Annotated in this window: 18 protein-coding genes; 8 read left to right on the plus strand and 10 right to left on the minus strand. The window is 66.6% G+C overall.

Going from position 1 to position 21,537, the window contains the following annotated elements:
* Positions 1 to 256 precede the first annotated feature (256 nt).
* A complete protein-coding gene (locus EDF39_RS17920) occupies positions 257 to 922 on the plus strand; it encodes a glycosyltransferase (RefSeq protein WP_370275172.1) in 666 nt (221 codons plus the stop codon).
* Here EDF39_RS17920 and EDF39_RS06570 read toward each other — a convergent pair.
* The 3 genes from EDF39_RS06570 to EDF39_RS06580 are packed head-to-tail and all read right to left on the minus strand — an operon-like array spanning position 919 to position 3,714.
* On the minus strand, positions 919 to 1,617 hold the full coding sequence (locus EDF39_RS06570; RefSeq protein ID WP_123941491.1) for a DapH/DapD/GlmU-related protein: 699 nt from the start codon (positions 1,615 to 1,617) through the stop codon (positions 919 to 921). The two genes, EDF39_RS17920 and EDF39_RS06570, sit on opposite strands and share 4 nt — an antisense overlap.
* Positions 1,586 to 2,782 carry an oligosaccharide flippase family protein gene (locus EDF39_RS06575; RefSeq protein ID WP_123941493.1) on the minus strand — a complete coding sequence of 399 codons (1,197 nt, stop codon included), beginning with the start codon at positions 2,780 to 2,782 and terminating at the stop codon, positions 1,586 to 1,588. Before EDF39_RS06575 ends, EDF39_RS06570 begins: the two co-directional genes overlap by 32 nt.
* Positions 2,783 to 2,820: 38 nt before the next feature.
* Positions 2,821 to 3,714, minus strand: coding sequence for a glycosyltransferase (locus EDF39_RS06580; protein WP_158613176.1), 894 nt, complete (start codon positions 3,712 to 3,714; stop codon positions 2,821 to 2,823).
* Positions 3,715 to 4,152: 438 nt separating this feature from the next.
* On the opposite strand from EDF39_RS06580, the gene EDF39_RS06585 reads away from it, so the two are divergent.
* The 5 genes from EDF39_RS06585 to EDF39_RS06605 all read left to right on the plus strand — a co-directional run bounded on the left by EDF39_RS06585 (position 4,153) and on the right by EDF39_RS06605 (position 8,753).
* The gene (locus EDF39_RS06585; RefSeq protein ID WP_123941497.1) at positions 4,153 to 4,536 is read left to right on the plus strand and encodes a serine O-acetyltransferase; all 384 of its coding nucleotides are present in this window, start codon (positions 4,153 to 4,155) and stop codon (positions 4,534 to 4,536) included.
* Positions 4,537 to 4,678: 142 nt separating this feature from the next.
* Positions 4,679 to 6,481: a DUF4012 domain-containing protein gene (locus EDF39_RS06590; RefSeq protein WP_123941499.1), complete on the plus strand. Its 1,803-nt coding sequence runs from the start codon at positions 4,679 to 4,681 to the stop codon at positions 6,479 to 6,481.
* Positions 6,482 to 6,531: 50 nt separating this feature from the next.
* The gene (locus tag EDF39_RS06595; RefSeq protein WP_123941515.1) at positions 6,532 to 7,083 is read left to right on the plus strand and encodes a hypothetical protein; all 552 of its coding nucleotides are present in this window, start codon (positions 6,532 to 6,534) and stop codon (positions 7,081 to 7,083) included.
* 118 nt (positions 7,084 to 7,201) lie between these two features.
* Positions 7,202 to 8,092 carry a VOC family protein gene (locus EDF39_RS06600; RefSeq protein ID WP_123941517.1) on the plus strand — a complete coding sequence of 297 codons (891 nt, stop codon included), beginning with the start codon at positions 7,202 to 7,204 and terminating at the stop codon, positions 8,090 to 8,092.
* A 52-nt stretch (positions 8,093 to 8,144) separates the two neighbouring features.
* Entirely contained in the window at positions 8,145 to 8,753 is a 609-nt protein-coding gene (locus tag EDF39_RS06605; protein ID WP_055960164.1) for a TetR family transcriptional regulator, read from the plus strand.
* A 29-nt stretch (positions 8,754 to 8,782) separates the two neighbouring features.
* Here EDF39_RS06605 and EDF39_RS06610 read toward each other — a convergent pair whose 3' ends face one another.
* The 6 genes from EDF39_RS06610 to gabT form a co-directional block, all read right to left on the minus strand.
* Entirely contained in the window at positions 8,783 to 9,607 is an 825-nt protein-coding gene (locus tag EDF39_RS06610) for an MBL fold metallo-hydrolase (protein WP_158613177.1), read from the minus strand.
* 53 nt (positions 9,608 to 9,660) lie between these two features.
* Entirely contained in the window at positions 9,661 to 11,232 is a 1,572-nt protein-coding gene (locus EDF39_RS06615) for an APC family permease (RefSeq protein ID WP_123941521.1), read from the minus strand.
* 119 nt (positions 11,233 to 11,351) lie between these two features.
* Positions 11,352 to 12,773: an NAD(P)/FAD-dependent oxidoreductase gene (locus EDF39_RS06620; protein ID WP_255410119.1), complete on the minus strand. Its 1,422-nt coding sequence runs from the start codon at positions 12,771 to 12,773 to the stop codon at positions 11,352 to 11,354.
* Positions 12,770 to 14,188: an aminobutyraldehyde dehydrogenase gene (locus tag EDF39_RS06625; protein ID WP_123941525.1), complete on the minus strand. Its 1,419-nt coding sequence runs from the start codon at positions 14,186 to 14,188 to the stop codon at positions 12,770 to 12,772. Before EDF39_RS06625 ends, EDF39_RS06620 begins: the two co-directional genes overlap by 4 nt.
* A gap of 22 nt (positions 14,189 to 14,210) precedes the next feature.
* Positions 14,211 to 15,692: an NAD-dependent succinate-semialdehyde dehydrogenase gene (locus EDF39_RS06630; RefSeq protein ID WP_123941527.1), complete on the minus strand. Its 1,482-nt coding sequence runs from the start codon at positions 15,690 to 15,692 to the stop codon at positions 14,211 to 14,213.
* Entirely contained in the window at positions 15,689 to 17,038 is a 1,350-nt protein-coding gene (gene gabT, locus EDF39_RS06635) for a 4-aminobutyrate--2-oxoglutarate transaminase (protein WP_233572994.1), read from the minus strand. Before gabT ends, EDF39_RS06630 begins: the two co-directional genes overlap by 4 nt.
* 145 nt (positions 17,039 to 17,183) lie before the next feature.
* On the opposite strand from gabT, the gene EDF39_RS06640 reads away from it, so the two are divergent.
* Entirely contained in the window at positions 17,184 to 18,710 is a 1,527-nt protein-coding gene (locus EDF39_RS06640; RefSeq protein WP_123941531.1) for a PucR family transcriptional regulator, read from the plus strand.
* A 119-nt stretch (positions 18,711 to 18,829) separates the two neighbouring features.
* On the opposite strand, the gene EDF39_RS06645 is transcribed toward EDF39_RS06640, so the two are convergent.
* Entirely contained in the window at positions 18,830 to 19,909 is a 1,080-nt protein-coding gene (locus EDF39_RS06645; RefSeq protein WP_123941533.1) for a phosphotransferase enzyme family protein, read from the minus strand.
* A 190-nt stretch (positions 19,910 to 20,099) separates the two neighbouring features.
* Here EDF39_RS06645 and EDF39_RS06650 point away from each other — a divergent pair, with 190 nt between their 5' ends.
* On the plus strand, positions 20,100 to 21,446 hold the full coding sequence (locus EDF39_RS06650; protein WP_123941535.1) for an aspartate aminotransferase family protein: 1,347 nt from the start codon (positions 20,100 to 20,102) through the stop codon (positions 21,444 to 21,446).
* The last annotated feature ends 91 nt before the right edge of the window (positions 21,447 to 21,537 follow it).

Consider the following 21,537-nt stretch of genomic DNA (forward strand, 5'->3'; position numbering starts at 1 on the left):
ACCACGGGTCATTAGTCCGATTCACCACGATCTCCAGCGAATCCGCCTTATGCGCAGGAACGAACGAGGCTATGGGTTCCGGTCTCTGATTGGGCGGTTCCTGCCCGAGAACGGACGCGAGTTCCTTGCCTTTTTCGTCCGGGGTCTAATAGCCGACCGTTCGATTCGCGGACGAATGCAACTAGTGAAGGCCTCGCTGTCGGTGGCGAGACACATTCCAGGCATCTGGGCTCGGGTCGGCGTCGAATTGAATCGGATGGACCGCGTTCTTCTTCTGGCTAACGGCGAAGGGCATTCGATTCAACGCGACACAGGCTGGGCTGGACACAACAGCGAGTTGGTGCCGAACGGGCGCCCCTCCGTCACGATCGATGATTCTGTGGCATGGGTAGACCGAAGCGAATCGCTCCTCTGTGTCGGTCGGATAGAACCTAGAAAGCGGCAGCTCGATATCGCCCGCGCTGCAGTTGCACTCGGGGTCCGTGTGACGTTCGTAGGGGACCTGGTGAAGCCCGATTCAAGCTTCGGTATCGACTTTCTCGAACAAGTAGGGACGAGCAGCGTTCTTGAGTGGTTGGGGCCGCTTCCGCGAGAGGAAACCCTCGTCCGAATGAATCACAGCCGGGTGCTTGTGAATGCCTCGTGGGTGGAAGTTCAAAGTCTTGTCGACCTGGAGGCGAGTTTCCTGGGGTGCTGGGTCATCGCCACACCTGCCGGAAACTCAAGGGAGTGGCTTCCGGAAAGCGTCCAAGAGACAGAGGGGTTCTCTGTGGACGGACTCCTCAGTCGTGCGGTTAATTTGCTTGGCGCTACCGCGGGCCCACCACCCGTGGCTTACGAGTGGACATGGTCAGATGCAGGTTCGAGCCTTGCGGATCTCTACGAGGGGTTGCGTTCGCGGTTCAGCCCCTCAGCCGGCTAACCGTTCAAAAGGCGCGCGGGAACTCCGGCGATTTTTGATCCTGCGGGAAAGCTCTTCGTCACGACGGCCCCGGCACCGACTATGCAACCTTTACCCAGCACCACCCCATCGAGCAGAGAAACTCCATGTCCGAGCCAGCAGTCATTACCGATCTGCACGCCAACGCGCACTACACGGGTGGAGCTCGGCATACCGTCCGGTTCGATGGCGTGATTCTCCGCGATGATCGTGACGTTCGCGCCGATCTGACAATTTGCACCAATCGTTATCGGCCCGCCCACGCCAAGGACGACCGACGGCCCAATGTATGTTCCGTCTCCAATGCGAAGACCAATTCCTGGAGCTGACGGATGCGAGGAGCACTGGATCCAGGCGTTCTCGCGCAGAGTGACGTGATCTCCGAAATGGATGCCCTTCTCGGAGAAGGCGTTGATCGTGGATCTTGCTCCAACGAAGCACGACTTGCCGAAGTAAATTTGGCGCCGATAGCTGATGGATGTGCCCCTGCCTACAAATAGAGGCAATCTCGCCCTTCGATAGAGCCAGAATGTCACCGAGCCACGAATGACCGGGGCCAGACCCTTCCTCAGATACCACCCCAGAAGTACCGGCGCAGCGACCGATGCTGCCGCGTCGCTGCGAGGCCGAACCCGATTGATGACCTTATTCAGCGTCGATGAGGCTATTGACAGCACTTGTATCTCTCCTTCTGCGCAGGGCTACTAGCGACGTAAGGCTGCCAGCAAGGTACGCCACGATGAGGGGCACGATCATGATCTCCGGGTTAATGCTTGGAAAGCTTGTAACGATGAAGCATCCTGCCGCTAACGTGATTAGCACAGCCGCGGCGGAAATTAGGGAAAGGCGCTGGAGGCCTCGCGAAGCCAGGTGCGCGGAGAACCACACGTATATGACTCCAAGAGTGCCAGCCGTAGCGGAAAGAGGGAAAGCCAATGCTGCAGCGTGATAAGCGGCGCCGAATAGGAGGGGCACAAGCAGCAGTCCCAGGACGGCTCCGGCTGCCGCAACACCGATCAATGCCAGACCGTTGCGGCCTAGAGCCTTTCGGAGACCGCGTTGGAAGACGTCCTGCAAAAAATAGCCCTCGAGGGTAATAGCACCCAGCAAGAGAATCGACGTCGCGATTTTCGCTACAGCGTAGAGGCCGAGTTGGCTTGTCGGAGCAAGGGCGCCGTAGATCAACGAGTCAATGTTGCTGGCCAAGATCGGAACAAGCGTGGCGGGGGCAAGTATCCAACTCGCCTTCTCGAACGTTCGCAGGACGACCATATCTCGCGGAGCGAGGTGCGGCTTGTCAAGCGCTCGCGCGCGTATTCCAGCGAGGGAGCGACTCAGCTCGCTGAAGAGCGTGACGGTTATTGCCGTCCACAGGGTGAGCGATCGAAGCGCGAGAAGCGCTATGTTGCCGACAAATTCGACCAGAGAAGGCAACCCGGCAAAGGCCACGATCCGCTTGCGTCTGCCGTCTCGCTGGGCGCTTGCGACCTCCAGCTGCGTCATGGCAAACAACGGTCCGCCTAGCGCCACGATGAGGATAGACCAGCCGACGGTGGACGACAGGGACGCGAATCCTATCCAGGCCAAAGGGATACCTAGACCCAGGCTCAGCCCGCTGGCTGACAAAGTGACTCTGCGACTCTTCAGATGGGGTCGCGGATCCCCCGGCGTTGTAACTGCGTAGTAAGCGTGCCGGATCCCGATCGCCGAGACGGCAGTTATGACAGACAAGGCGGCCTGAAAATAGGCGAACTCACCACGGCCGCTTGGCCCGAGAACTCGTGCTCGAATTGGTGCAAGGGCCAACGGTAGGACTGCTGCTAAAACGATCGCCGATGTCATCAAGACATCAGCCCTGCCGGATCGTTCGCCCTTTTGTTTCAACCGCGGAGCCGTCTCACGAGATTGCCGCCCAACAAAGTAGCCCAGAATCGGAGTTCCACGCCCGCATGGACTGCATAGGACTGCAAAGCGGAGGTCCGAAGGTTTTTCGAATAGTAGATGTAAAGAGCATCATGGAAAGCTCGATGCGATGCTCGTGATCGCGGCCAACCACTTGAGGCTCCCTTGAGATGCAATGAGGGACGTGCCTCGACAATCCCGACGGTGTAGCCCTCAGTGGCCGCATCGAGGCAGAGTTGCAGATCTTCGCCGTACATCCAATAGTCAGTGTCGAAAATAGGAGCATTGCCTGGCCGGAAGCTCGGCCGTATCATCATCAACGCACCGGTGGTGGCCTGAATTTGATTGACAGCTGTTCCATCTTGCAAGGTCGCCAGCTTCTTCGACGAATCTGCACTGCCATTGTTGTATCGCAGGTTCCTCGGCACGATTTTGCCAAGAATCCCGTAGAGCGCGGAAGATCCGAGCTGCGGCAGGGTGCGACGACTGGCGGAATCCTCCGTGCCATCTTGACCTACGAGTGGCACCGTAGCGATGCCGAGATCCAATCGACTGTTGAGGGCCTCGAGCAGCAAGACAACAGAATCTTCTGCTAGCTCGACATCGGGGTTGAGGCAAAGAGTGGGAAGATCAGCATCGAGAACTCCAGCAGACGCAGATGCGTATCCTCCGGCAAATCCAGTGTTTATGGACTCAATGATGTTCAGCTCGTAACCAATTGTTAGCCCTCGTGCTATTTCAACCGTTGCGTCCGTACTACCGTTATCGACAAACACGACCTTGCGAATGAAACGGCGATGAGCCTCGAGGCTTTCCAGGAGACGGACCACTGTTTTCTCATTGTTGAAAGCAACAATCAGGACGTTGCACATGTCTGGAACGTGGGCCTTACGAGTAGTCGCAGTCATTTGTCCCCCTGGACGCACTCTTCGGACGGGTCGATCGGATGCAGCTGGCATTGGAACTATACGGCGACCGCGAACGACCAAATTCCCTAGGCGCTTTCATCTCAGCCCTGAGGAGTTCTCATTCATGGTGGAGTAGCAGGCTAGGCGCTGCTTCCTCGCCGTTCGGCGAGACAAGACTCAGGGGCAAAGAACGCTTTGTCATCCGCCCAGATCCAGATGCCAAGATTGCGGGCGCTGCCCGGACGTGCAAGGTTTAGTCGACAGTCCGTTCAACGACCGAAAGACTCGAAAATGTCATCTCCCTTGGTGGATTGGACCGTCAATCGAGGTGACTTGAGGATCCAGCTCGCGCTTGTGCTGTACCGAACCTCTCACCTGCTCCGGACGTCTAAGAGTGCTTCGATGCGCAAGCTCGGACGTGTTGTCAGCCTTGGTTATCTCGTAATCGTCGAGTGGACCTGGGGTATGGAGATTCCGTGGGCGACCCAGATCGGTCCGAGGCTGCGAATCTTTCACGGCACCGGCATCGTGATCAACGCTGAATCAGTGCTCGGAGCGGACGTCGTTCTCCGCCAAGGAGTGTGTCTTGGTAACCGGCGCTCGGGTGGAGGGTCTCCTCGTGTCGGCAACCGTGTTGACTTCGGGGCCGCCAGTCTCGTCCTTGGGCCCTACTCGATTGGTGACGATTCAAAAATCGGGGCGGCATCCGTGGTGCTTGCCGATGTCGAGGCTGAAGCAGTCGTGGTTGGTAATCCGGCCCGGACTGTGAAGTCACGCATTTCATAACTTTTCACGGATGCTTGTCGTCAGATGCGGACGTGACGTCACCTGAGGAGTTGAGCTCACTTAAGGATTTTGGCCCTGGCGGCGGCGATGAAGAAAGCAAGACCGTGCCGGATGCGAGAACGACACATGTTTGAATGAGCGCATGGCACTCGGGGAAGCCGGCGACGTTCGCGTTCGGCCGCAGCGACACATCGTCCGCTGGGTGATCCTGCTGATCGTGGTGCTGCTGGTCGCCTGCGTGGTGTGGGTCGGCGTGCGCGGCGTGCTGGCGAAGAACCACCTCGAGAAGGCCGTTGCGCTCGCAACTCAGGTGCAGAGCGACGTAACCAGCGGTAATGCCAAGGCGGCGCAGGCGAGTGCCGCCGAGCTGGCCGCCGAGACGAGCGACGCGAGACGACTGACCGCCGATCCGATCTGGAGGGGGGCTGAGATCGTGCCTCTGGTCGGCCCCAACCTGACGGCAGTGAGAGAGGTCTCCGGGATCCTCGCCGATGTCAGCACCGACGCGATCGAACCGATCGCCGGAGTGCTCGGCACGGTCAACGTCGCCCAGTTCAAGCCTGTCGACGGAGCCGTCGACCTCGAACCGCTCGTCAAGGCGCAACCGACGATCGCTTCCGCGACGGCCTCGCTGCAGACAAACCTCGAGCGTGCCCGCGCCGTCGACACCACCGGAACGGTCGGCCAGGTCGACACCGCAGTCGACCAGCTCACGTCGGTGCTCGCCAAGGCGAGCAGCGCGGCTGAGACCGCCGACCAAGCTGTCACCCTGCTACCCGACATGATGGGGCAGAGCGAGCCGAAGAAGTACCTCCTCCTGTTCCAGAACAACGCCGAGCTGCGATCGACCGGCGGCGTGCCGAGTGCCGTCGCGCTCATGACCGCGGAGAAGGGCCGCCTCGCGTTGCAGAAGCAGGCGTCGTCGGCAGACTTCCCCGAGCTCGCGAAGCCCGTCATCGACCTGCCGCTCGAGACCGAGGGCATCTACGGCTCGATCACCGGCCGCTTCTTGCAAGACGTCAACCTCACGCCCCGCTTCCCGCTCACCGGCGAGATTGCCCAGCAGCTGTGGAAGAAGCGCTACGGCGCCACCGTCGACGGAGTCATCTCGATCGACCCGGTCGCCCTCGGCTACCTGCTCACGGCGACCGGAGATGTCACGCTGCCGAACGGCGACATTCTCACGAGCAGCAACGTCGTCACCTCGCTGCTCTCGGATTCGTACGCCAAGTACCCGGATCCTGCGGTGCAAGACACCTACTTCAAAGCCGCAGCCGGCGCGATCTTCGCGAAGGTCGCCTCGGGCGACTTCGACCCGAAGCTGATGCTGACGGCTCTGACGAGGGCGGGCGACGAGGGGCGGATCCTGGTCTGGAGCGACGACAAAGCGCAGCAGAAGACCATCTCGAAGACGGCCTTGTCGGGCGAACTGCCCCGAGGATCCAAGACGAGACCGGCTTTCGGCATCTACCTCAACGATTCGACGGGCGCGAAGATGGATTATTACCTCTCGACGCAGGTCAGCATCGGGCAGGTCACCTGCCGCAAAGACGGACGCCCGAACTACGTCGTCGACGTCACGCTGACGAATAACGCTCCGGCCGACGCCTCCACGAGTCTTCCGGAATACGTCACCGGGGGAGGGGTCTTCGGCGTAGCACCCGGAAACGTGCAAACGACGGTCTCGATATACGCCCCCAAAACAGGGGTCTTCACCGGTGTTATACAAGACGGAAAGACGCGATCGCTCCATACCGCGACCGACTCCGGGTACCCCGTGAGTCAGTTCGAAACCCTGGTAAAGCCCGGAAAATCAACGACTTGGCGTCTCCAGTACATCGGGCCGAAGAATGCGACGGTAATTCCGTCCCTCACACAGACACCCGGAGTTAATGTTCTGGAAACAAAACAAATCTTGATTACCTGTAACTCCCTCGTAAGCTGAGGATGCTGCACTTACCAACCGCGCGGCTTCGATCACATCAGGGGATTATTTTGAAAAAGCTTATTGCTGCCGCGCTGCTCGTTGTAGTCGGCGTCTTCGCAGTTCCGGCCGCGGCTAACGCTGCCGGCTACGTGCCCACCAGCAACATCTCGGTCAGCGGCGCCGCCGCTCCGGGTGGAACCGTCGTCACCGGCTTCGCTGCTGGCTCGTTCACGCCGAGCGAGACTGTCTCGTTCTCGGTCACCGGTAGCGGACTCGCCACGCTCAGCGCGGCCACCGCCACCGCCAGCATCACGAAGCAGGCCGACGCCTCGGGCGCCACCGCGCTGAACGTGAAGCTCCCCGCCGGCGCCACCGGCTCCTACTCGGTCACCGCCACCGGCCAGACCTCGGGCAACGTCGCAACCGCCGCCATCACGGTCGCTCCCGTCGACGCTGCCGCTGCCGGCGGGTCCACCGTCGCCGACCCGTCGGGCGCCCTCGCCTTCACCGGTTCGAACGGCTCCATGCTGATGATCTGGGTCGCCGCCGGAGCAGTCATGCTCGGTATCGCGCTCATGCTCGTCCTCACGCTCGTTCGTCGTCAGCGCGCCAACGCGTAACTCGACAGCAGCTCTTCGAAGGCCCCGGTTTCGATCGGGGCCTTTGTCGTGTCCCCTGGGTGCGTGGTCTGGGGTGAATCAGTTGTCGCTACAACCATTGACTGCTACAGTCGGTGACATGTCCTCGACCTCTGCTGATCTCCTCGCCCCCGACACCAGCATGGGCGCGGTGACCCTGCGGGTGGCCGACCTCGACGGCATGACCGCCTACTACCGCGACGCCGTGACGCTCAGCGTCCTCGCGCAGGAGCCCGCGACGGCGGGGTCACCGGCACGCAGCATCCTCGGCCGCGGTGCCACGATCATCGTGATCCTCGAGCACGCACCTGAGCTGAAGCACGCGGGGCCTCGAGACGCCGGGCTGTTCCACACGGCCATCCTCTTCGAGACCGAGGCCGACCTCGCGTCCGCCGTCTACTCGGTCGCCAGCCGCTTTCCGCGCTCGTTCACCGGAAGCGCCGACCACCTCGTCAGCAAGGCGTTCTACTTCACCGACCCCGAGGGCAACGGCATCGAGCTGTACTGGGATCGCGACCGGACGGCCTGGAGCTGGACCCACGGCCAGATTCACATGGCGACTCTCGCCCTCGACCCGAACGCCTTTCTGCAGGAGCACCTCAGCGAGCACGATCTGGCTGCAGCGCCGTCCCGTGCCGCGACCGTCGGGCACGTGCACCTCAGCGTCGGTGACGTCGCCAGCGCGCGGCAGTTCTACGTCGACCAGCTCGGCTTCGAGACGACCACCGAGTTCGGCGCCCAGGCCCTCTTCGTCAGCGCCGGCAAGTACCACCACCACATGGCGATGAACACCTGGCAATCGGCGGGGGCGGGTCGACGGCAGCTGGCACTGGGGTTGGGCCTAGTGCGCATCGAGGTGCCGAGCGACGACGAGATCGGAAGTCTCGGGGAGCGCCTGGCCCACTTCGGTGTGGCAACGGCAGACGACGGGCGGATCCTGAGTTTCGACGACCCGTGGGCCAATCGAATTCAGGTGTCGGCCAAAAGCTGACGAACGGCTCGGCCCGGGTGCGTTTCAGGGGTGCGGCGGCTAGCATGCCGCCATGGGCATCCGGGAGGAACAGCGGGCAGCCACGGTCGCTCGGATTCTCGAAGCCGCGGGCGCCGAGTTCGAAGATCGCGGCTACGAGGCCACATCGTACGGTTCGATCGCAACCCGGGCCGGAGTCGCGAAGAGCCTCGTCAGCTACCACTTCGCCACCAAGGCCGAGATCGCTGCGAGTGTCGTCGCCGAAGCTTTTCCGCAGGGCACCTTCTTCGGCACCGAGCCGTCTCCCGACGGGCCCCTCGCCGACATCGTGCAGTCGACCGCGTACGTCGCCCGGCAGTTCGCAACCAACCCGCTGGCCCGAGCCAGCCTCCGCATCGTCAACGAGCACAAGCTCACCGACCCGAACGCCCCGCGCGCCTACGTCGGCTGGGTCGCCCGAATCTCTGACAACCTTCGCCGCGCGGCCGCCCTCGGGCAGATCACGATCGGCGTCGACACGCACCGCGAGGCCACCGTGCTCGTCGGGCTGTTCGTCGGGCTGCGGTACGTGACCGACACCCTCGACGAGCGCGAGCGGTTCACCGACATCGTGATGGCGTCGATCCGGCAGCGGCTCGTGTACCTCGGGGCCGACGAGGGAGCGCTCGCGCGCGTCGCGTAGGGGCGGCTGGGCGCTGGGGCGGCTGGTCGCTAGGCCGGCGCGCTGGTCGCCGGGGCCGGCGGCAGTCGATCGTCGTGAGGATCGCGGCTCGACCGCAGCGCCTCGATGTGGTGACGGTCGCGGGTAAGGCGAGCCGTCGGATCCTTGCCGGGCGTGCCGTGGCCCGGGATCACGATCGCGGCTCCCCGGGCGAACGGTTCGAGCGCGGTGAGGCCTGCGGCGTAGGCGCCGAGGGGGTCCGCGGCTGGGTTGCTCGGCGATGCGCTGGCTAAACCCTCGCGGTCGGCGGTCGAGGTGGTCCTAGGCCCAACTCGCAGACCGGACTCGAGGGTGTGTGCCGAAACCGAGGGGGCAACCGGCGGCGGCTCGAACGGCAGGGGCGGCTCGATGTCGCTGAGCATGTCTCCGGCGACGAGGATCCCACGGCTCGGCACCCAGACCGCGGTATGCCCCGGCACGTGGGCGTCGTGTTCGATCAGCTGCACGTCGACGCCTCGCCAGGGCAGGCGGTCGCGCGGTGCTGCCGTCACCGCGCCGACGAGCGGAAGCAGTTCGGTGGGCCACGCCCCGAGCTCGGCCAGGATCGCGGGTCTGTCGTCGCGCGCCCGCCTCGCCGTCTCGGCGGACGCCCAGCGCGGGGCGTTGCCGATCCCCGGGTGCCAGAGAAGGTGGTCGAAGTGGGCGTGGGTAGAGAACCCGGCCGTGACGGTCAGCCCGCGGCGGGCGAGGGCGTCGGCGATCGAGGCGAGCTCGTCGACCTCCCAGGCGGGGTCGATGAGGAGGCAGTCACGGCCGTTCGACCCGACCACCACTGTGGTGGTGGTCGAGTCGCGGCGGCTGGTGGCAACCAGCACCCCCGCGGCGACCTCGACGAACGGGTCGCCGCGGGGGCCGAATGATGCGGAGGTCAGTGGAACTTTGGCCCTTCCGGCGTGGAACGGGCCGATATGTCGTCGAGCTCGTGCTGCAGGGTGGCGTTCTCGCGGCGGGTCTTCGTGCCGAGGGCCCAGAAGACGACGCCCAGCACGATGAAGGCGACCACGGGGAGCAACTCGGTGAGGAGGTAGAGGCCGCCCTCGGAAGCCCCCCAGCCGTCGGGCCTGAAGCCCTCGCCGAACCAGTCGAAACCGAAGCCGGGCGCCATGAGCTGGATGACGGCGAACGCCAGGATCACCATGAGCAGTACCGTCAGCGGCTTGTGGAACGGCATCCGGTAGGGCCGCGGGGTGTCGGGGTGGCTTTTACGGAGCTTCCAGAGCGACGGGAAGATCAGCAGGTAGCTGATCAGCGTCGTCGAGATGGTCACACCGAGCACGGCGAAGAAGAACTTCGAGGCGCTGCCGTCGGCGATCGTGTTGGCGAGCACCAGCACGATGGTCGAGACGATGCCGCTGAAGATATTGACGCGCACGGGCGTGCCGAGCTTGGCGTTGATCACGCCGAGGAACCGGGGCGCGGCGCCGTCGTAGCCTGAGACGGCGAGTGCCCGGTCGGATCCCATGATCCAGGTCACGCCGGAGGTCAGCACGCAGAGCACCACGAGGGCACCCGCGACGCCGCCGAGAGTCGCACCCATGCCCGACAGCACGACGCCGTCGCTCGTGGTCTGGCCGCCGTAGACGGTGAACACCGACTTGATGGCGTCGACGAAACCCTCGAGGCCGCCGACCTGACTGACCGGGAGTACCAGCAGGATGCCGAGGATCGGAACCGCGTAGAGCAAGAAGGAGAACAGCGCCGACCGGGCGATGGCGAACGGCACGTCGCGGGTGGAGTCTTTCATCTCTTCACCGGCGCTGTTCGGCAGCTCGAAACCGACGTAGTTGAACAGCAGCACGCCGACCAGAGCGACGAAGCCGCCGGCCGTGGGCACGAAGCTGCCCGCGCCGAGGCCCTGGACGCCGTTCTGTACGCCGAAGATGATCACCGAGACGACGAACCCGCCGATGAGCACGAAGCGGGCGAACGCGCCGACCGTCGTGATCCACTTGCCGATTCGGAACGACAGCACCGCGGCGAGCACGGCCACCCAGATGAAGGGAATCGTGATCAGGTAGAAGACCGGGGTCGACTGGTCGCCGCCGCCGAGGAAGAACTCCTGAATCGCCAGTGCCGCGACGGCTGCGAGAGTGCCGCCGAGCCACACCGGGTTGGTGATCCAGTAGAGCACGTTGTTGATGGCCCCCACGAGGTGGCCGAACGCCATTCTCGTCCAGAGGTAGGGGCCGCCCTCCTGCGGAAAGGCGGTGCCGAGCTCGGAGAAGAGCAGCGCCTGCGGCACGAAGAACAGCACCGCCAAGATCACCATCCAGGTGAATGCCTCGCCGCCCGACGCGGCGACGGCCGCGATCGTGTCGACGCCGACGATGGTGCAGATCAAGAAGAACAGGATGTCGAAGCGACCGAAGTGCCGTTTCAGCTTGCTGCTCTCGGTGGCCGCGGGGGCTATCTGGGAGGGGGTGTCGTAGTCGAGTGCCATGGGTGCCGAGCCTCTTTCAAGAGAGTGGATGGAGCAGGGCAGAGATGTACAGCGGCAGAGAATGGTGCGGGGAGCGGATATGAAGTTGTGTTCGGGCGGGTGGGGCGGGCTGAAGGGGGTTAGGGGGCGGCGACCACTTCGGCGCCGAGGTCGCTGACGACCTCCGCCGCGAGTCGGTGACCCACCCGGATCGCCCCGTCGACGTGCTGGTAGCCGAGGCCGGCCAGGTCGCTCGACCCGAACCGGATCGGGCCGACGGGGGTGAGCTGATGGGCGCCGTAGCGCGTCAGGCCGCCGAGGTCGAAGCTCGTGGCGTAGGCGCCCTGGGTCCATTCTTCGGCCGCCCAGTCGCTCTCGTAGTAGACACTCGGGTTGCGGGCTTCGGGGCCGAAGTACGCGGCGAGAGAGTCGAGGATCCGCGCCCGGCGCTCCTCGGGGTCGAGCTCGAGCGCGCGATCCGCCTTTTCATCCGACACGAACCCGACCAGCGTGCCGCGGGTCTCGCCGTGGTTGCTGTTGTCGTAGGCCTCGTGCACGAGCTGGTAGGGGCTGAACGCGGTGCCCGAGAGGGCGGCATCGCGCCAGAACGGGGTCTCGTAGGTGGCGTGCACCTTGATGACGAGGCCGAGCGAGAGGTGCTGGTGCATCTGGTTGCGGCGGCGGGGGAGCGCCGGCACGTAGTCGATGCGACCGTAGAGGTTCGGCGGCACGGCGACCAGTGCCCGCTTGGCCTCGACGCGGAGGTCGTCGGTGGTCGCGACGACGCCGGAGTCGCTCCACTCGAGCGTCTGCACCGGCTGATTCAGGTGCACGCGATCGCCGAGCGATGCGGCGAGGGCCACGGGTACGCTCTGCAGGCCTCCGACGACGCGCTTGTCGAGGATGAAGTCGGCGTCGACGAGGTTGGAAAAACTGCCGGCGCTCGCCGCCATGAGCAGGGCTTGCAGGGTGGAGAACGCGTGGGCCGGCTTGGTCAGCATGGCGTCGGCGATGAAGAGCGCGATGTTGTCGCGGGCCTCTTCGTCGGTCGACTGCGCGGCGAGCCACTCCTTGAACGACACCCGGTCGAGCGCTTCGGCGTCGGGGTGAGTCCACGGCGCGTCGGGGTCGGTCTCGGCCACCAGGCGGTCGAGCAGCTCGATCAGTCGGACGATCTCGCTCTCGGTCGACTCCGACCCGGGAAAGATGTCGCCGGTGAAGCGCTTGGCCTCGCCATCGCGGCCGATGTAGACGCTCTCGCCCTCGCGGTAGCGGGAGTACGTCTCGAGGCCGAGCTCGTCGAGGGTGGCGATCAGCGCGGTCTGGTCGGGTGAGACCCATTGCCCGCCGATCTCGTACATCTGGCCTTCGATGCTGTTGGTCCAGAGCCGTCCGCCCACGCGGTCGCGGGCCTCGAGCACGACGACGGAGTGCCCCGCCTTGACGAGGTCGGCCGCTGCGGTGAGGCCGGTTGCGCCGGCGCCGATGACGACGACGTCGGTGGTGATGGTGTTCGGCATTGCGGCCTTTCGGAGGGAGGTGGTGCGGGTGGTGGGCGTCAGTGGGCAGACATGACGTGCTTGATGCGGGTGTAGTCGTCGACCGAGTAGGCCGAGAGGTCTTTGCCGTAGCCGGACTGCTTGAAGCCGCCGTGCGGCATCTCGGCGGCGAGGGGAATGTGGGTGTTGATCCACACGCAACCGAAGTCGAGGTCGCGGGCGAATCGCTCGGCGGTCGTGTGGTCGGCCGTCCACACGCTGGAGGCCAGGGCGTACCGCACACCGTTCGCCAGTTCGAGCGCCTCGTCGGCAGTGTCGAATGACTGCACCGTGAGCACCGGGCCGAACACTTCGTCTTGCACGATCGCATCCGTCTGCTCGACGTCGGCGATCACCGTCGGGGCGAAGAAGTATCCGACATCGCCCACCCGAAAGCCACCGGTGCGAATCGTGGCGTGCTCGGGCAGAGAGTCGATCGCGTTCGACACGGCCGCGAAGTGCCGGGCGTTGTTGAGCGGACCGTAGAAGGCGTCGTCTCCCACGCCCGTGATCGTGCTCTCAGCGGCCCGCATCAGGGCGTCGCAGAACGCATCGTGGATGGAGCGGTGCACGATCACCCGGGTCGCGGCCGTGCAGTCTTGACCGGCGTTGAAGAACCCGGCCTGCGCGATCGACTCGGCGGCCGCGTCGATGTCGACGTCGGGGAACACGACGACGGGGGCCTTACCGCCCAGCTCGAGGTGCACCCGCTTGAGGCCGGCCGCGCCCGACGTGGCCACGGCCCGCCCGGCGCGCACGCTTCCCGTGATCGCGACGAGCCCGGGAACAGGGTGCTCCGCGAGCAGTGCACCCGTCGACGCGTCGCCGAGCACCACGTTGAAGACGCCGTCGGGCAGGATGCCCCGGGTCAGGTCGGCGAGCACGAGCGTTGACTCTGGTGTGGTGTCGCTCGGCTTGAGCACGATCGTGTTGCCGGCGGCGAGGGCCGGGCCGATCTTCCATAGCGCCATCATGAGCGGGTAGTTCCAGGGGGTGACCTGGGCCACGACGCCGATGGGCTCTCGGCGCACCGACGAGGTGAGCCCCTCGAGGTACTCACCCGAGGCGAGCCCGGTGGCGCTTCGGGCGGCACCGGCGAAGTAGCGGAGCTGGTCGGCGCCGACCGCGACCTCCTCGGAGGCGATCGTCGCCTTGGGCTGACCGGTGTTGCGAGCCTGCGCCTCGACGAGGTCGTCGGAGCGCGCCTCCAGAGCGTCGGCCAGAGCCAGGAGCGCCTTCTGGCGAGCGCTCGGCGTGGTGCGCTTCCATGCCGGAAAGGCCTCGGCCGCCGCAGCCATCGCGGCGTCGACGTCGGCGGCACCCGAGATGGGCGACACGGCGACGACCTCCTCGGTGCGGGGGTCGATCACGTCGAGCGTGTCGGTGCCGACCGCGGGCACGAAGGCACCCGCGATGAAGTTCTGGAGGGTCGGGCTCATGTCGGTCGTCTCTCGTTGGCGGTCAGCTCGTGGGCAGAAGCGTGTAGGTCGTGTCGAGGTACTCCGCGATGCCCTCGGTGCCGCCCTCGCGCCCGAGGCCCGACGACTTGACTCCGCCGAACGGGGCCGCGGCGTTCGAGACGACGCCGGTGTTGAGGCCGAGCATGCCCGACTGAAGCTTGGCGATAAGGCGGTGACCGCGAGCGAGGTCGGTCGTGAAGGCGTACGAGACGAGGCCGAACTCGGTGGCGTTGGCGAGCGCGATGCCCTCGTCTTCGGTCTCGAAGGTGGCGATCGCGGCGACCGGGCCGAAGATCTCCTCTTTGAGCAGGCGGGTGCCGGGGGTGATGCCGGTGAGCACCGTGGGGGAGAAGAAGGATCCCGGCCCCTCGATCTTTGACCCGCCCGTCGCGACCGAGGCACCCCGCGAGGTCGCGTCGTCGACGAGCTCGGCGCTCTTGGCCACGGCGGCGTCGTTGATCAACGGCCCGATCGACACCCCCTCGTCGGTGCCGCGACCGACCTCGAGCGCTTCGACACGAGCGGTGAGCCGTTTCGAGAACTCGTCGGCGACGCCCGACTGCACGAAGAAGCGGTTGGCCGAGGTGCAGGCCTCGCCGATGTTGCGGAACTTCGCCAGCATCGCCCCGTCGACCGCGGCGTCGAGATCGGCGTCGTCGAAGACGAGGAACGGGGCGTTGCCGCCGAGCTCCATCGACGTGCGCAGCACGTTGTCGGCGGCCTGCTTGAGCAGCACCTTGCCGACAGGGGTCGACCCGGTGAAGCTCACCTTGCGAAGGCGGTCGTCGGCCATGACGGCCTTCGAGACGCCGGAGGCGTCGGTCGTGGTCACGACGTTGACGACGCCGGCCGGAACGCCCGCCTCGATCAGGAGCTGGACGAAGTAGAGGCTGGTGAGCGGGGTCAGCTCGGCGGGCTTCAGCACGATCGTGCAGCCGGCGGCGAGAGCGGGCGCGATCTTGCGGGTGGCCATCGCGAGAGGGAAGTTCCACGGCGTGATGAGGAAGCAGGGCCCGACCGGTCGGCGCGACACGATCATCGTGCCGGTGCCCTCGGGGTTCGCGCCGTAGCGGCCCGAGATGCGCACTGCCTCCTCTGAGAACCAGCGCAGGAACTCCGCGCCATAGGTGACCTCGCCGCGGGCCTCGGCCAGCGATTTGCCCATCTCCATGGTCATCAGCAGGGCGAGCTCATCGCGGTGCGCGATGGCGAGGTCGAAGGCACGCCGCAGGATCTCGGAGCGCGTGCGGGGCGGAGTCGCGGACCAGTCGTCGGCCGCGGCGGCAGCGGCGTCGAGGGCAGCGATCGCGTCGGCGGGCGTGCCGTCGGCCACGTCGATCAAGGTCTCGCCCGTTGCAGGATCGATCACGCCGAACGTCGCACCGCCCGATGCCTCACGCCAGACTCCACCGATCAGAAGCCCCGTCGGCACGGTGTCGAGCAGTCGCTGCTCGGTCTCGTTTGCGGCGGCGGTCGTGGTCATGATTCCTCCAGGGCGTGGGCGACGACGTCGAGGCCCTCGTGGAGCAGGGCGTCGTCGATTGAGAGCGGCGGAAGAAAACGAATCACGTTTCCGTAGGTGCCGCAGGTCAGGATTATCACTCCGGCGGCGTGACTCGCGGCAGCCACGCGACCGGTGAGAGCAGGATCCGGGTCTCCCGTCGCCGGGTCGACCAGCTCGATCGCGATCATCGCTCCGCGCCCGCGTACGTCGCCGATTCGCGGGTCGCCCGCCTGCAGGGCCGTCAGTCGCGTCTTCATGAGCGTCTCGATGTCGCGGGCGCGCCCGGCGAGGTCGTCGACCTCGTAGGTCTCGATGGCCGCGAGCGCGGCAGCGCAGGCGAGCGGGTTGCCGCCGTAGGTGCCGCCGAGGCCGCCGACGTGCGGGGCGTCCATCATCTCGGCACGACCGGTGACGCCGGCGAGCGGCAGGCCTCCGGCGATGCCCTTCGCCGTGACGACGAGGTCGGGCACGATGCCCTCGTGCTCGGAGGCGAACATAGCGCCCGTCCGCGCGAAGCCGGTCTGCACCTCGTCGGCGATGAACACCACCCCGTTCTCGCGAGCCCAGTCGACGAGGGCCTCGAGGAACCCGGGTGCCGGCACGATGAAGCCGCCCTCGCCCTGGATCGGCTCGATGAGGATCGCCGCGGTGGAGGCGGCGCCGACCTGCTTTTCGATCATCGCGATGGCTCGCTTCGCCGCCTCGGGCCCGGAGAGCCCGTCGCGGTAGGGGTACGACAGTGGCGCCCGGTAGATCTCGGGGGCGAAGGGGCCGAACCCGCTCTTGTAGGGCATCGCCTTGGCGGTCAGTGCCATCGTGAGGTTGGTGCGCCCGTGATAGGCGTGCTCGAAGGCTATGACGGCTTGGCGGCCGGTATACGAGCGGGCGATCTTGACGGCGTTCTCGACGGCTTCGGCCCCGGTGTTGAACAGGGCCGAGCGCTTTTCGTGGTCACCGGGCGTGAGCCGGTTGAGGGCCTCGGCGACGTCGACGTACGAGTCGTAGCCGGTGATCATGAAGCAGGTGTGGGTGAAGCGCTCGACCTGGCGCTGAACGGCCTCGACGACACGCGGGGCCGCGTTGCCCACGCCGGTCACGGCGATGCCGGTGCCGAGGTCGATGAAGCTGTTGCCGTCGACGTCGACCAGCACACCGCCGCCGGCGACGTCGGTGAAGACCGGCAGCGAGATGCCGACGCCCCGGGCGACCGCGGAGGTCTTGCGGGCGAGGATCTCGCGGGAGCGCGGCCCGGGAATCTCGGTGACGATCTTCCGCTGCTGCGGCAGCGAGGGCCCGCCGACGAGCGGTTCGACGTGAGTGGTCACGGACGGCCTCCGTATGGTGCGTGGCGAATGGGTCGTAGCGAACGAATGAAGCCAATCTAGGCAGTGGCCCCGACACCACGACTGCCATTTCGGCAATCTGTGGAGAACTGCTGGACCGAGCGGCAGTTGGGGATAACCTCCGAGGGTGAAGACCTCGTCCGCGCCGACCGTGCAGCCTCCGACCGTCCGCGGGCTCCTCGCCGAACCGCCGCTCCGCCTCCGGGTCCGGCTCGACGGCGACGGGCGCGACACCGCCATCGACTGGGTGCACAGCTCCGATCTCGTCGATCCCACGCCGTTCCTCACCGGCGACACGATGCTGCTCACCACCGGCACGCAGTTTCCCGCCGACGACGACGCTGCCTTCTACGGGAGCTACGCCGATCGCCTCCTCGATGCCGGCGTCGTGGCCCTCGGGTTCGGCCTCGAGGTGATCCGCGAGGGCACCCCGCCCTCCCTCGTCGACGCCTGCGACGCTCGCGGCATCACTCTCGTCGAGGTGCCCTACGAGGTCCCCTTCATCGCGCTGATCCGCTGGGTGGCCGATCGCATCGCCGCCCGCGATCGCGAACGCGACGCCTGGACTCTGGCCGCCCAGCGCGCCGTCTCGCTCTCTGCCCTGACCGCCGGCACGCTCGAGGCCGTCGTGCAGACGCTGGCCGACCAGGTGAGCGGTGCCGTGGTGATCCTCTCGCCCTCGGGCGAGACGGTGGTCGAGGTGCATTCCGCCGCCGTCGATCTGGGGGCACTGGCTGACGAGGGGCGAAGGATCCTGCGCCGCGGCACCCGCGCCTCCGCCGACGTGACGCTGCCCGAGTGGCTCGGCTTCGCCACAGTGCAGACCCTCGGGCCTCGCGGCGCCCTTCGGGGTGCGATCGGCATCGCCGGCGCCGGGCGGCACGACGTCGCCACGCAGGCCGTCGTCACCGGTGCCGTCGCGATCGTCGAGGTGCTGCTCCGCTACGGCGACGCCGAACGCCGACTCGAGCGCCGTCTCGGGGGAGTGCTGGTGCGACTGCTGCTCGACGGCCATCTCGCGGGGGCGGGGGCGGCCGCGGCCGAGTTCGGGTCGAAGATTCCCGACGCCCTCCGGATCGCCGTCGTGCCGCTGCCGGCGGGAGTGGCCGACGCGGAGCGCGATCGACTCCTCGACGAGCTGACGCGGGAGGGGCTGGCGTTCGCCGACTCCTCTGCCGAACGAGTGGTAGCGGTGGTGCCGGCAGCAGCGACCGACGCGTTCTCGCGGGCGGTGGCCGGCAGTGCCACCCTCGCGGCACTCCCGGTGGGGCTGTCGGCCGTGCTGGCACCGGCCGAAGCCTCGACCGGGTTGGCGCAGGCGGTGCGGGCCCTCGATCAGGATCCTGACGCCGGTGTGCACGTGTTCGGCGACTCGGCGGCCGGGCTCCTCGACGATCTCTGGTCGCCCGCGGCCGAGAACCTCGCGCGGCGTCGCCTCGGAGTGCTGGTCGGCGAGCCGGGAGAGCTCGTCGATTGCGCGCGGCTCTGGCTCGACCACAACGGCCACTGGGAGTCAGCGGCGCGCGAGGCCGGGCTGCACCGGCACACGCTCAAAGCCCGAATCGCGCGGATCGGCACGCTGCTCGAGCTCGACCTCGATTCGTTCGCCGGTCGTGCCGAGCTGTGGGCGCTCTTGCAGGCGTCCCGCGCCTAGCGCCGGGCCGCCGGCCGGCCGGGCCGACGGGCCGCCGCGATACGTATCGCGGTCACACCGACGGGCCACGGCAGGTCTCGGAGTCCGCACCGCGTATCCCGGCAGAGCGGCGCACTCCGCTACGCCCCGACGAGCCAGAGCGGATCGGCGTTGTAGCGCGCCGCGACCTCGACCGTGCCGGGCTTGTTCTCGTCCCAGAGGTCGGCGGGCAGCGCGTCGGCCCGGTGCGTCGTGGCCCAGCCGAGCATGGTGAGCCGACGCATCAGCGAGAGCGCTCCGGCGAGTTCGAGGTCGTCGCGGCTGAGAGTCGCGACTTGCCGGTAGCCGTCGAGCCAACGGGCGCCCATCTCGAGCGCCGACGGTCGGTGCTCGTAGAACGTCAGCGCCGATCCGAAGTCGTAGAGGAAGTAGCCGTACCCGCAGTCGTCGAAGTCGATGATCGTCATGGCGCCCTCGTGGGTCATGACGTTCGAGGGGCGGAGGTCGGAGTGGATGAGTCCCCAGTGCTGCGGCGTCCGCGGGATGCCCGACAGGGTGGCCCGGGCCGTCGTCTCGGCGCGCTCCAGAACGGCGCGATCGCCGGGCGTCAGCGGGGCGTTCCGCCAGTCGCCCCAGCGTGCGAGGCCGCCGGTCATGTCGTCGACGGTCCAGTCGAAGCGCTGGAATCCGGTCGGTCGCGCCCAGCCCCGAGAGTGACCGTGCAGCTGCGCCGTTAGGCGGCCGATCTCGACGAAGTGGTCGGCGAAGTCAGTCTGATCCTCGAGGATCGTACCCGTCACGAAGTCGAAGCCGACCGCCGTCCAACTCGCCCCGCCGTCGTCCTTCGGAAACTGCACGAAGTCGCCGTCGGCCCCGTGCCGCGGTGACGGTGTCGGCACCCCCGCGTCGCGCTGCAGGGCCTCTACCCAGAGCAGTTCGCTTCGCACGTGCTCGACGCTCACCGCGTATCCCGGGCGTCCGAGACGGACGACCAGACTCGGATCCTCGTTCACCGAGACCTTGAAGGTCACGTTTTCCGAGACCGCGATCAGGGTGACCCGGGTGGCCGCGAGCGGCAGACCCCAGGCGAGGCAGATGCCGTCGTGAACCCAGTGCGGAGCATCGTCGCCGCGGCCCACGTGATCGAAGGCCGACAGCGATCCGGCCGGTGTGCCCGACGGTGCGGGCACGGTCTCGGTCGTCGGGTGCGAGATCGTCATAAGCGTCGAACCTAGAGGTCACAATTCAGGATCCGACTCCTGAGACGCGATCCTTTACCAGCCGTTCACGCGGGTAACACGCCATTCATCCTGAGGGCTGCGCTCGTAACGTCCCGGCAACACGGCGGGCCCCCTCGCCTCCTCGTCGATCGAGAGAATGGACGTGCACCCACCGAACGACGGGAACCCCATGGCGAGCACCGCATCCATCCTCGACGGCAACAGCTTCAAGGCGTCGGACGCCGACGGGCTCGACCCGCGCACCCGGGCGCTCGCCGAGCGGCGCGAGGTGCTCGGCTCGGCCTACCGCCTCTTCTACAAGCATCCGGTCGAGCTCGTGCGCGGCCTCGGAGCCCACGCTTGGGACGCCGAGGGCAACGAATACCTCGACCTCTACAACAACGTGCCGAGCATCGGCCACGCCCACCCGAGGGTCGTCGAGGCCGTGCACCGGCAGATGTCGACGCTGAACACGCACACGCGATACCTGCACGAGGGCGTGCTGAACTACGCCGACGACCTCCTCTCGACCATGCCCGATGCCATCGACCAGGTCATGTTCGTCTGCACCGGCTCCGAGGCGAACGACCTCGCGCTGCGGGTCGGCCGCGAGTACACCGGCGGCACCGCGTGGATCGCGACGAGCGAGGCGTATCACGGAAATACGGCGCTCGTCTCGGCGCACTCGCCGTCGCTGCGCGGCCCCGAGCAGATGGACCCGACGCTCCGCATCATCGACCCGCCCGACACCTACCGCCTGCAGTCCGAGACCGCCGAGGGGGCCGGAGCCTGGTGGCTCGGGCAGCTCGGAGCGGCCATCGCCGAGATCGAGGCGTCGTCAGACGGGTTCGCCGGTCTCATCCTCGACTCGTCGTTCTCGTCGGACGGCATCTTCCTCGGCCAGCCGGGCATGATCCGGGCGGCGCTCGAGCTCGTCCACGCGCACGGCGGCGTCGTCATCGCCGACGAGGTGCAGCCCGGCTTCGGCCGCACCGGCGAGGCGTTCTGGGGCTTCGACCGCCACGACTTCGTGCCCGACATCGTCACCACCGGCAAGCCGATGGGCAACGGGATCCCGATCGCGTCGATGGCAGCGAAGCGCGAGGTGCTCGACGCGTTCGCCGCGAAGCGCCCCTACTTCAACACCTTCGGCGGCAACCCGGTCGCGATCGCGGCGGCGCAGGCCGTGCTCGACGTGATCCGCGACGAAGAGCTGCAGGCGAGGGCACTCACCGTCGGTGCCGCCCTGCGGGAGAGCCTCCGCGAGCTCGCGGCCGTGCACCCCGGCATCGGCGACATCCGCGGCTCCGGGCAGTACACCGGCGTCGAGATCGTCGCCGATCGCGCAACGCGAGCCCCCGACTCGGGCGTCGCGCTCGACCTGCTCGAGCAGCTCCGCGACCGGCGCGTGCTCACCAGCGTCTGCGGGCCGAACAACAGCGTGCTCAAGCTGCGGCCGCCGCTCGCGTTCACCGCCGCCGACATCCCGCGGCTCGTTGAGGCGCTCGACGGCGGGTTGACGGCGCTCGGGGTGTAGCTGCGGCTCATGTCGCGTGCGGCCCGGTGAGGTGACGCGGTTCGGCCAATCCGACGCGGCTCGCCGCGTCGCTATGGCCGAAACGCGTCGG

The sequence above is a fragment of the Frondihabitans sp. PhB161 genome (assembly GCF_003814635.1).
Taxonomy (GTDB): Bacteria; Actinomycetota; Actinomycetes; order Actinomycetales; family Microbacteriaceae; genus Frondihabitans.

Excerpts from the sequence above, each read along its gene's own strand:
- EDF39_RS17920 (WP_370275172.1), top strand. The coding sequence starts at position 257 with ATGGACCGCGTTCTTCTTCTGGCTAACGGCGAAGGGCATTCGATTCAA.
- EDF39_RS06575 (WP_123941493.1), bottom strand. The coding sequence starts at position 2,782 with ATGACATCGGCGATCGTTTTAGCAGCAGTCCTACCGTTGGCCCTTGCA.
- EDF39_RS06580 (WP_158613176.1), bottom strand. The coding sequence starts at position 3,714 with ATGTGCAACGTCCTGATTGTTGCTTTCAACAATGAGAAAACAGTGGTC.
- EDF39_RS06585 (WP_123941497.1), top strand. The coding sequence starts at position 4,153 with ATGCGCAAGCTCGGACGTGTTGTCAGCCTTGGTTATCTCGTAATCGTC.
- EDF39_RS06590 (WP_123941499.1), top strand. The coding sequence starts at position 4,679 with ATGGCACTCGGGGAAGCCGGCGACGTTCGCGTTCGGCCGCAGCGACAC.
- EDF39_RS06600 (WP_123941517.1), top strand. The coding sequence starts at position 7,202 with ATGTCCTCGACCTCTGCTGATCTCCTCGCCCCCGACACCAGCATGGGC.
- EDF39_RS06605 (WP_055960164.1), top strand. The coding sequence starts at position 8,145 with ATGGGCATCCGGGAGGAACAGCGGGCAGCCACGGTCGCTCGGATTCTC.
- EDF39_RS06615 (WP_123941521.1), bottom strand. The coding sequence starts at position 11,232 with ATGGCACTCGACTACGACACCCCCTCCCAGATAGCCCCCGCGGCCACC.
- EDF39_RS06625 (WP_123941525.1), bottom strand. The coding sequence starts at position 14,188 with ATGAGCCCGACCCTCCAGAACTTCATCGCGGGTGCCTTCGTGCCCGCG.
- EDF39_RS06630 (WP_123941527.1), bottom strand. The coding sequence starts at position 15,692 with ATGACCACGACCGCCGCCGCAAACGAGACCGAGCAGCGACTGCTCGAC.
- EDF39_RS06645 (WP_123941533.1), bottom strand. The coding sequence starts at position 19,909 with ATGACGATCTCGCACCCGACGACCGAGACCGTGCCCGCACCGTCGGGC.
- EDF39_RS06650 (WP_123941535.1), top strand. The coding sequence starts at position 20,100 with ATGGCGAGCACCGCATCCATCCTCGACGGCAACAGCTTCAAGGCGTCG.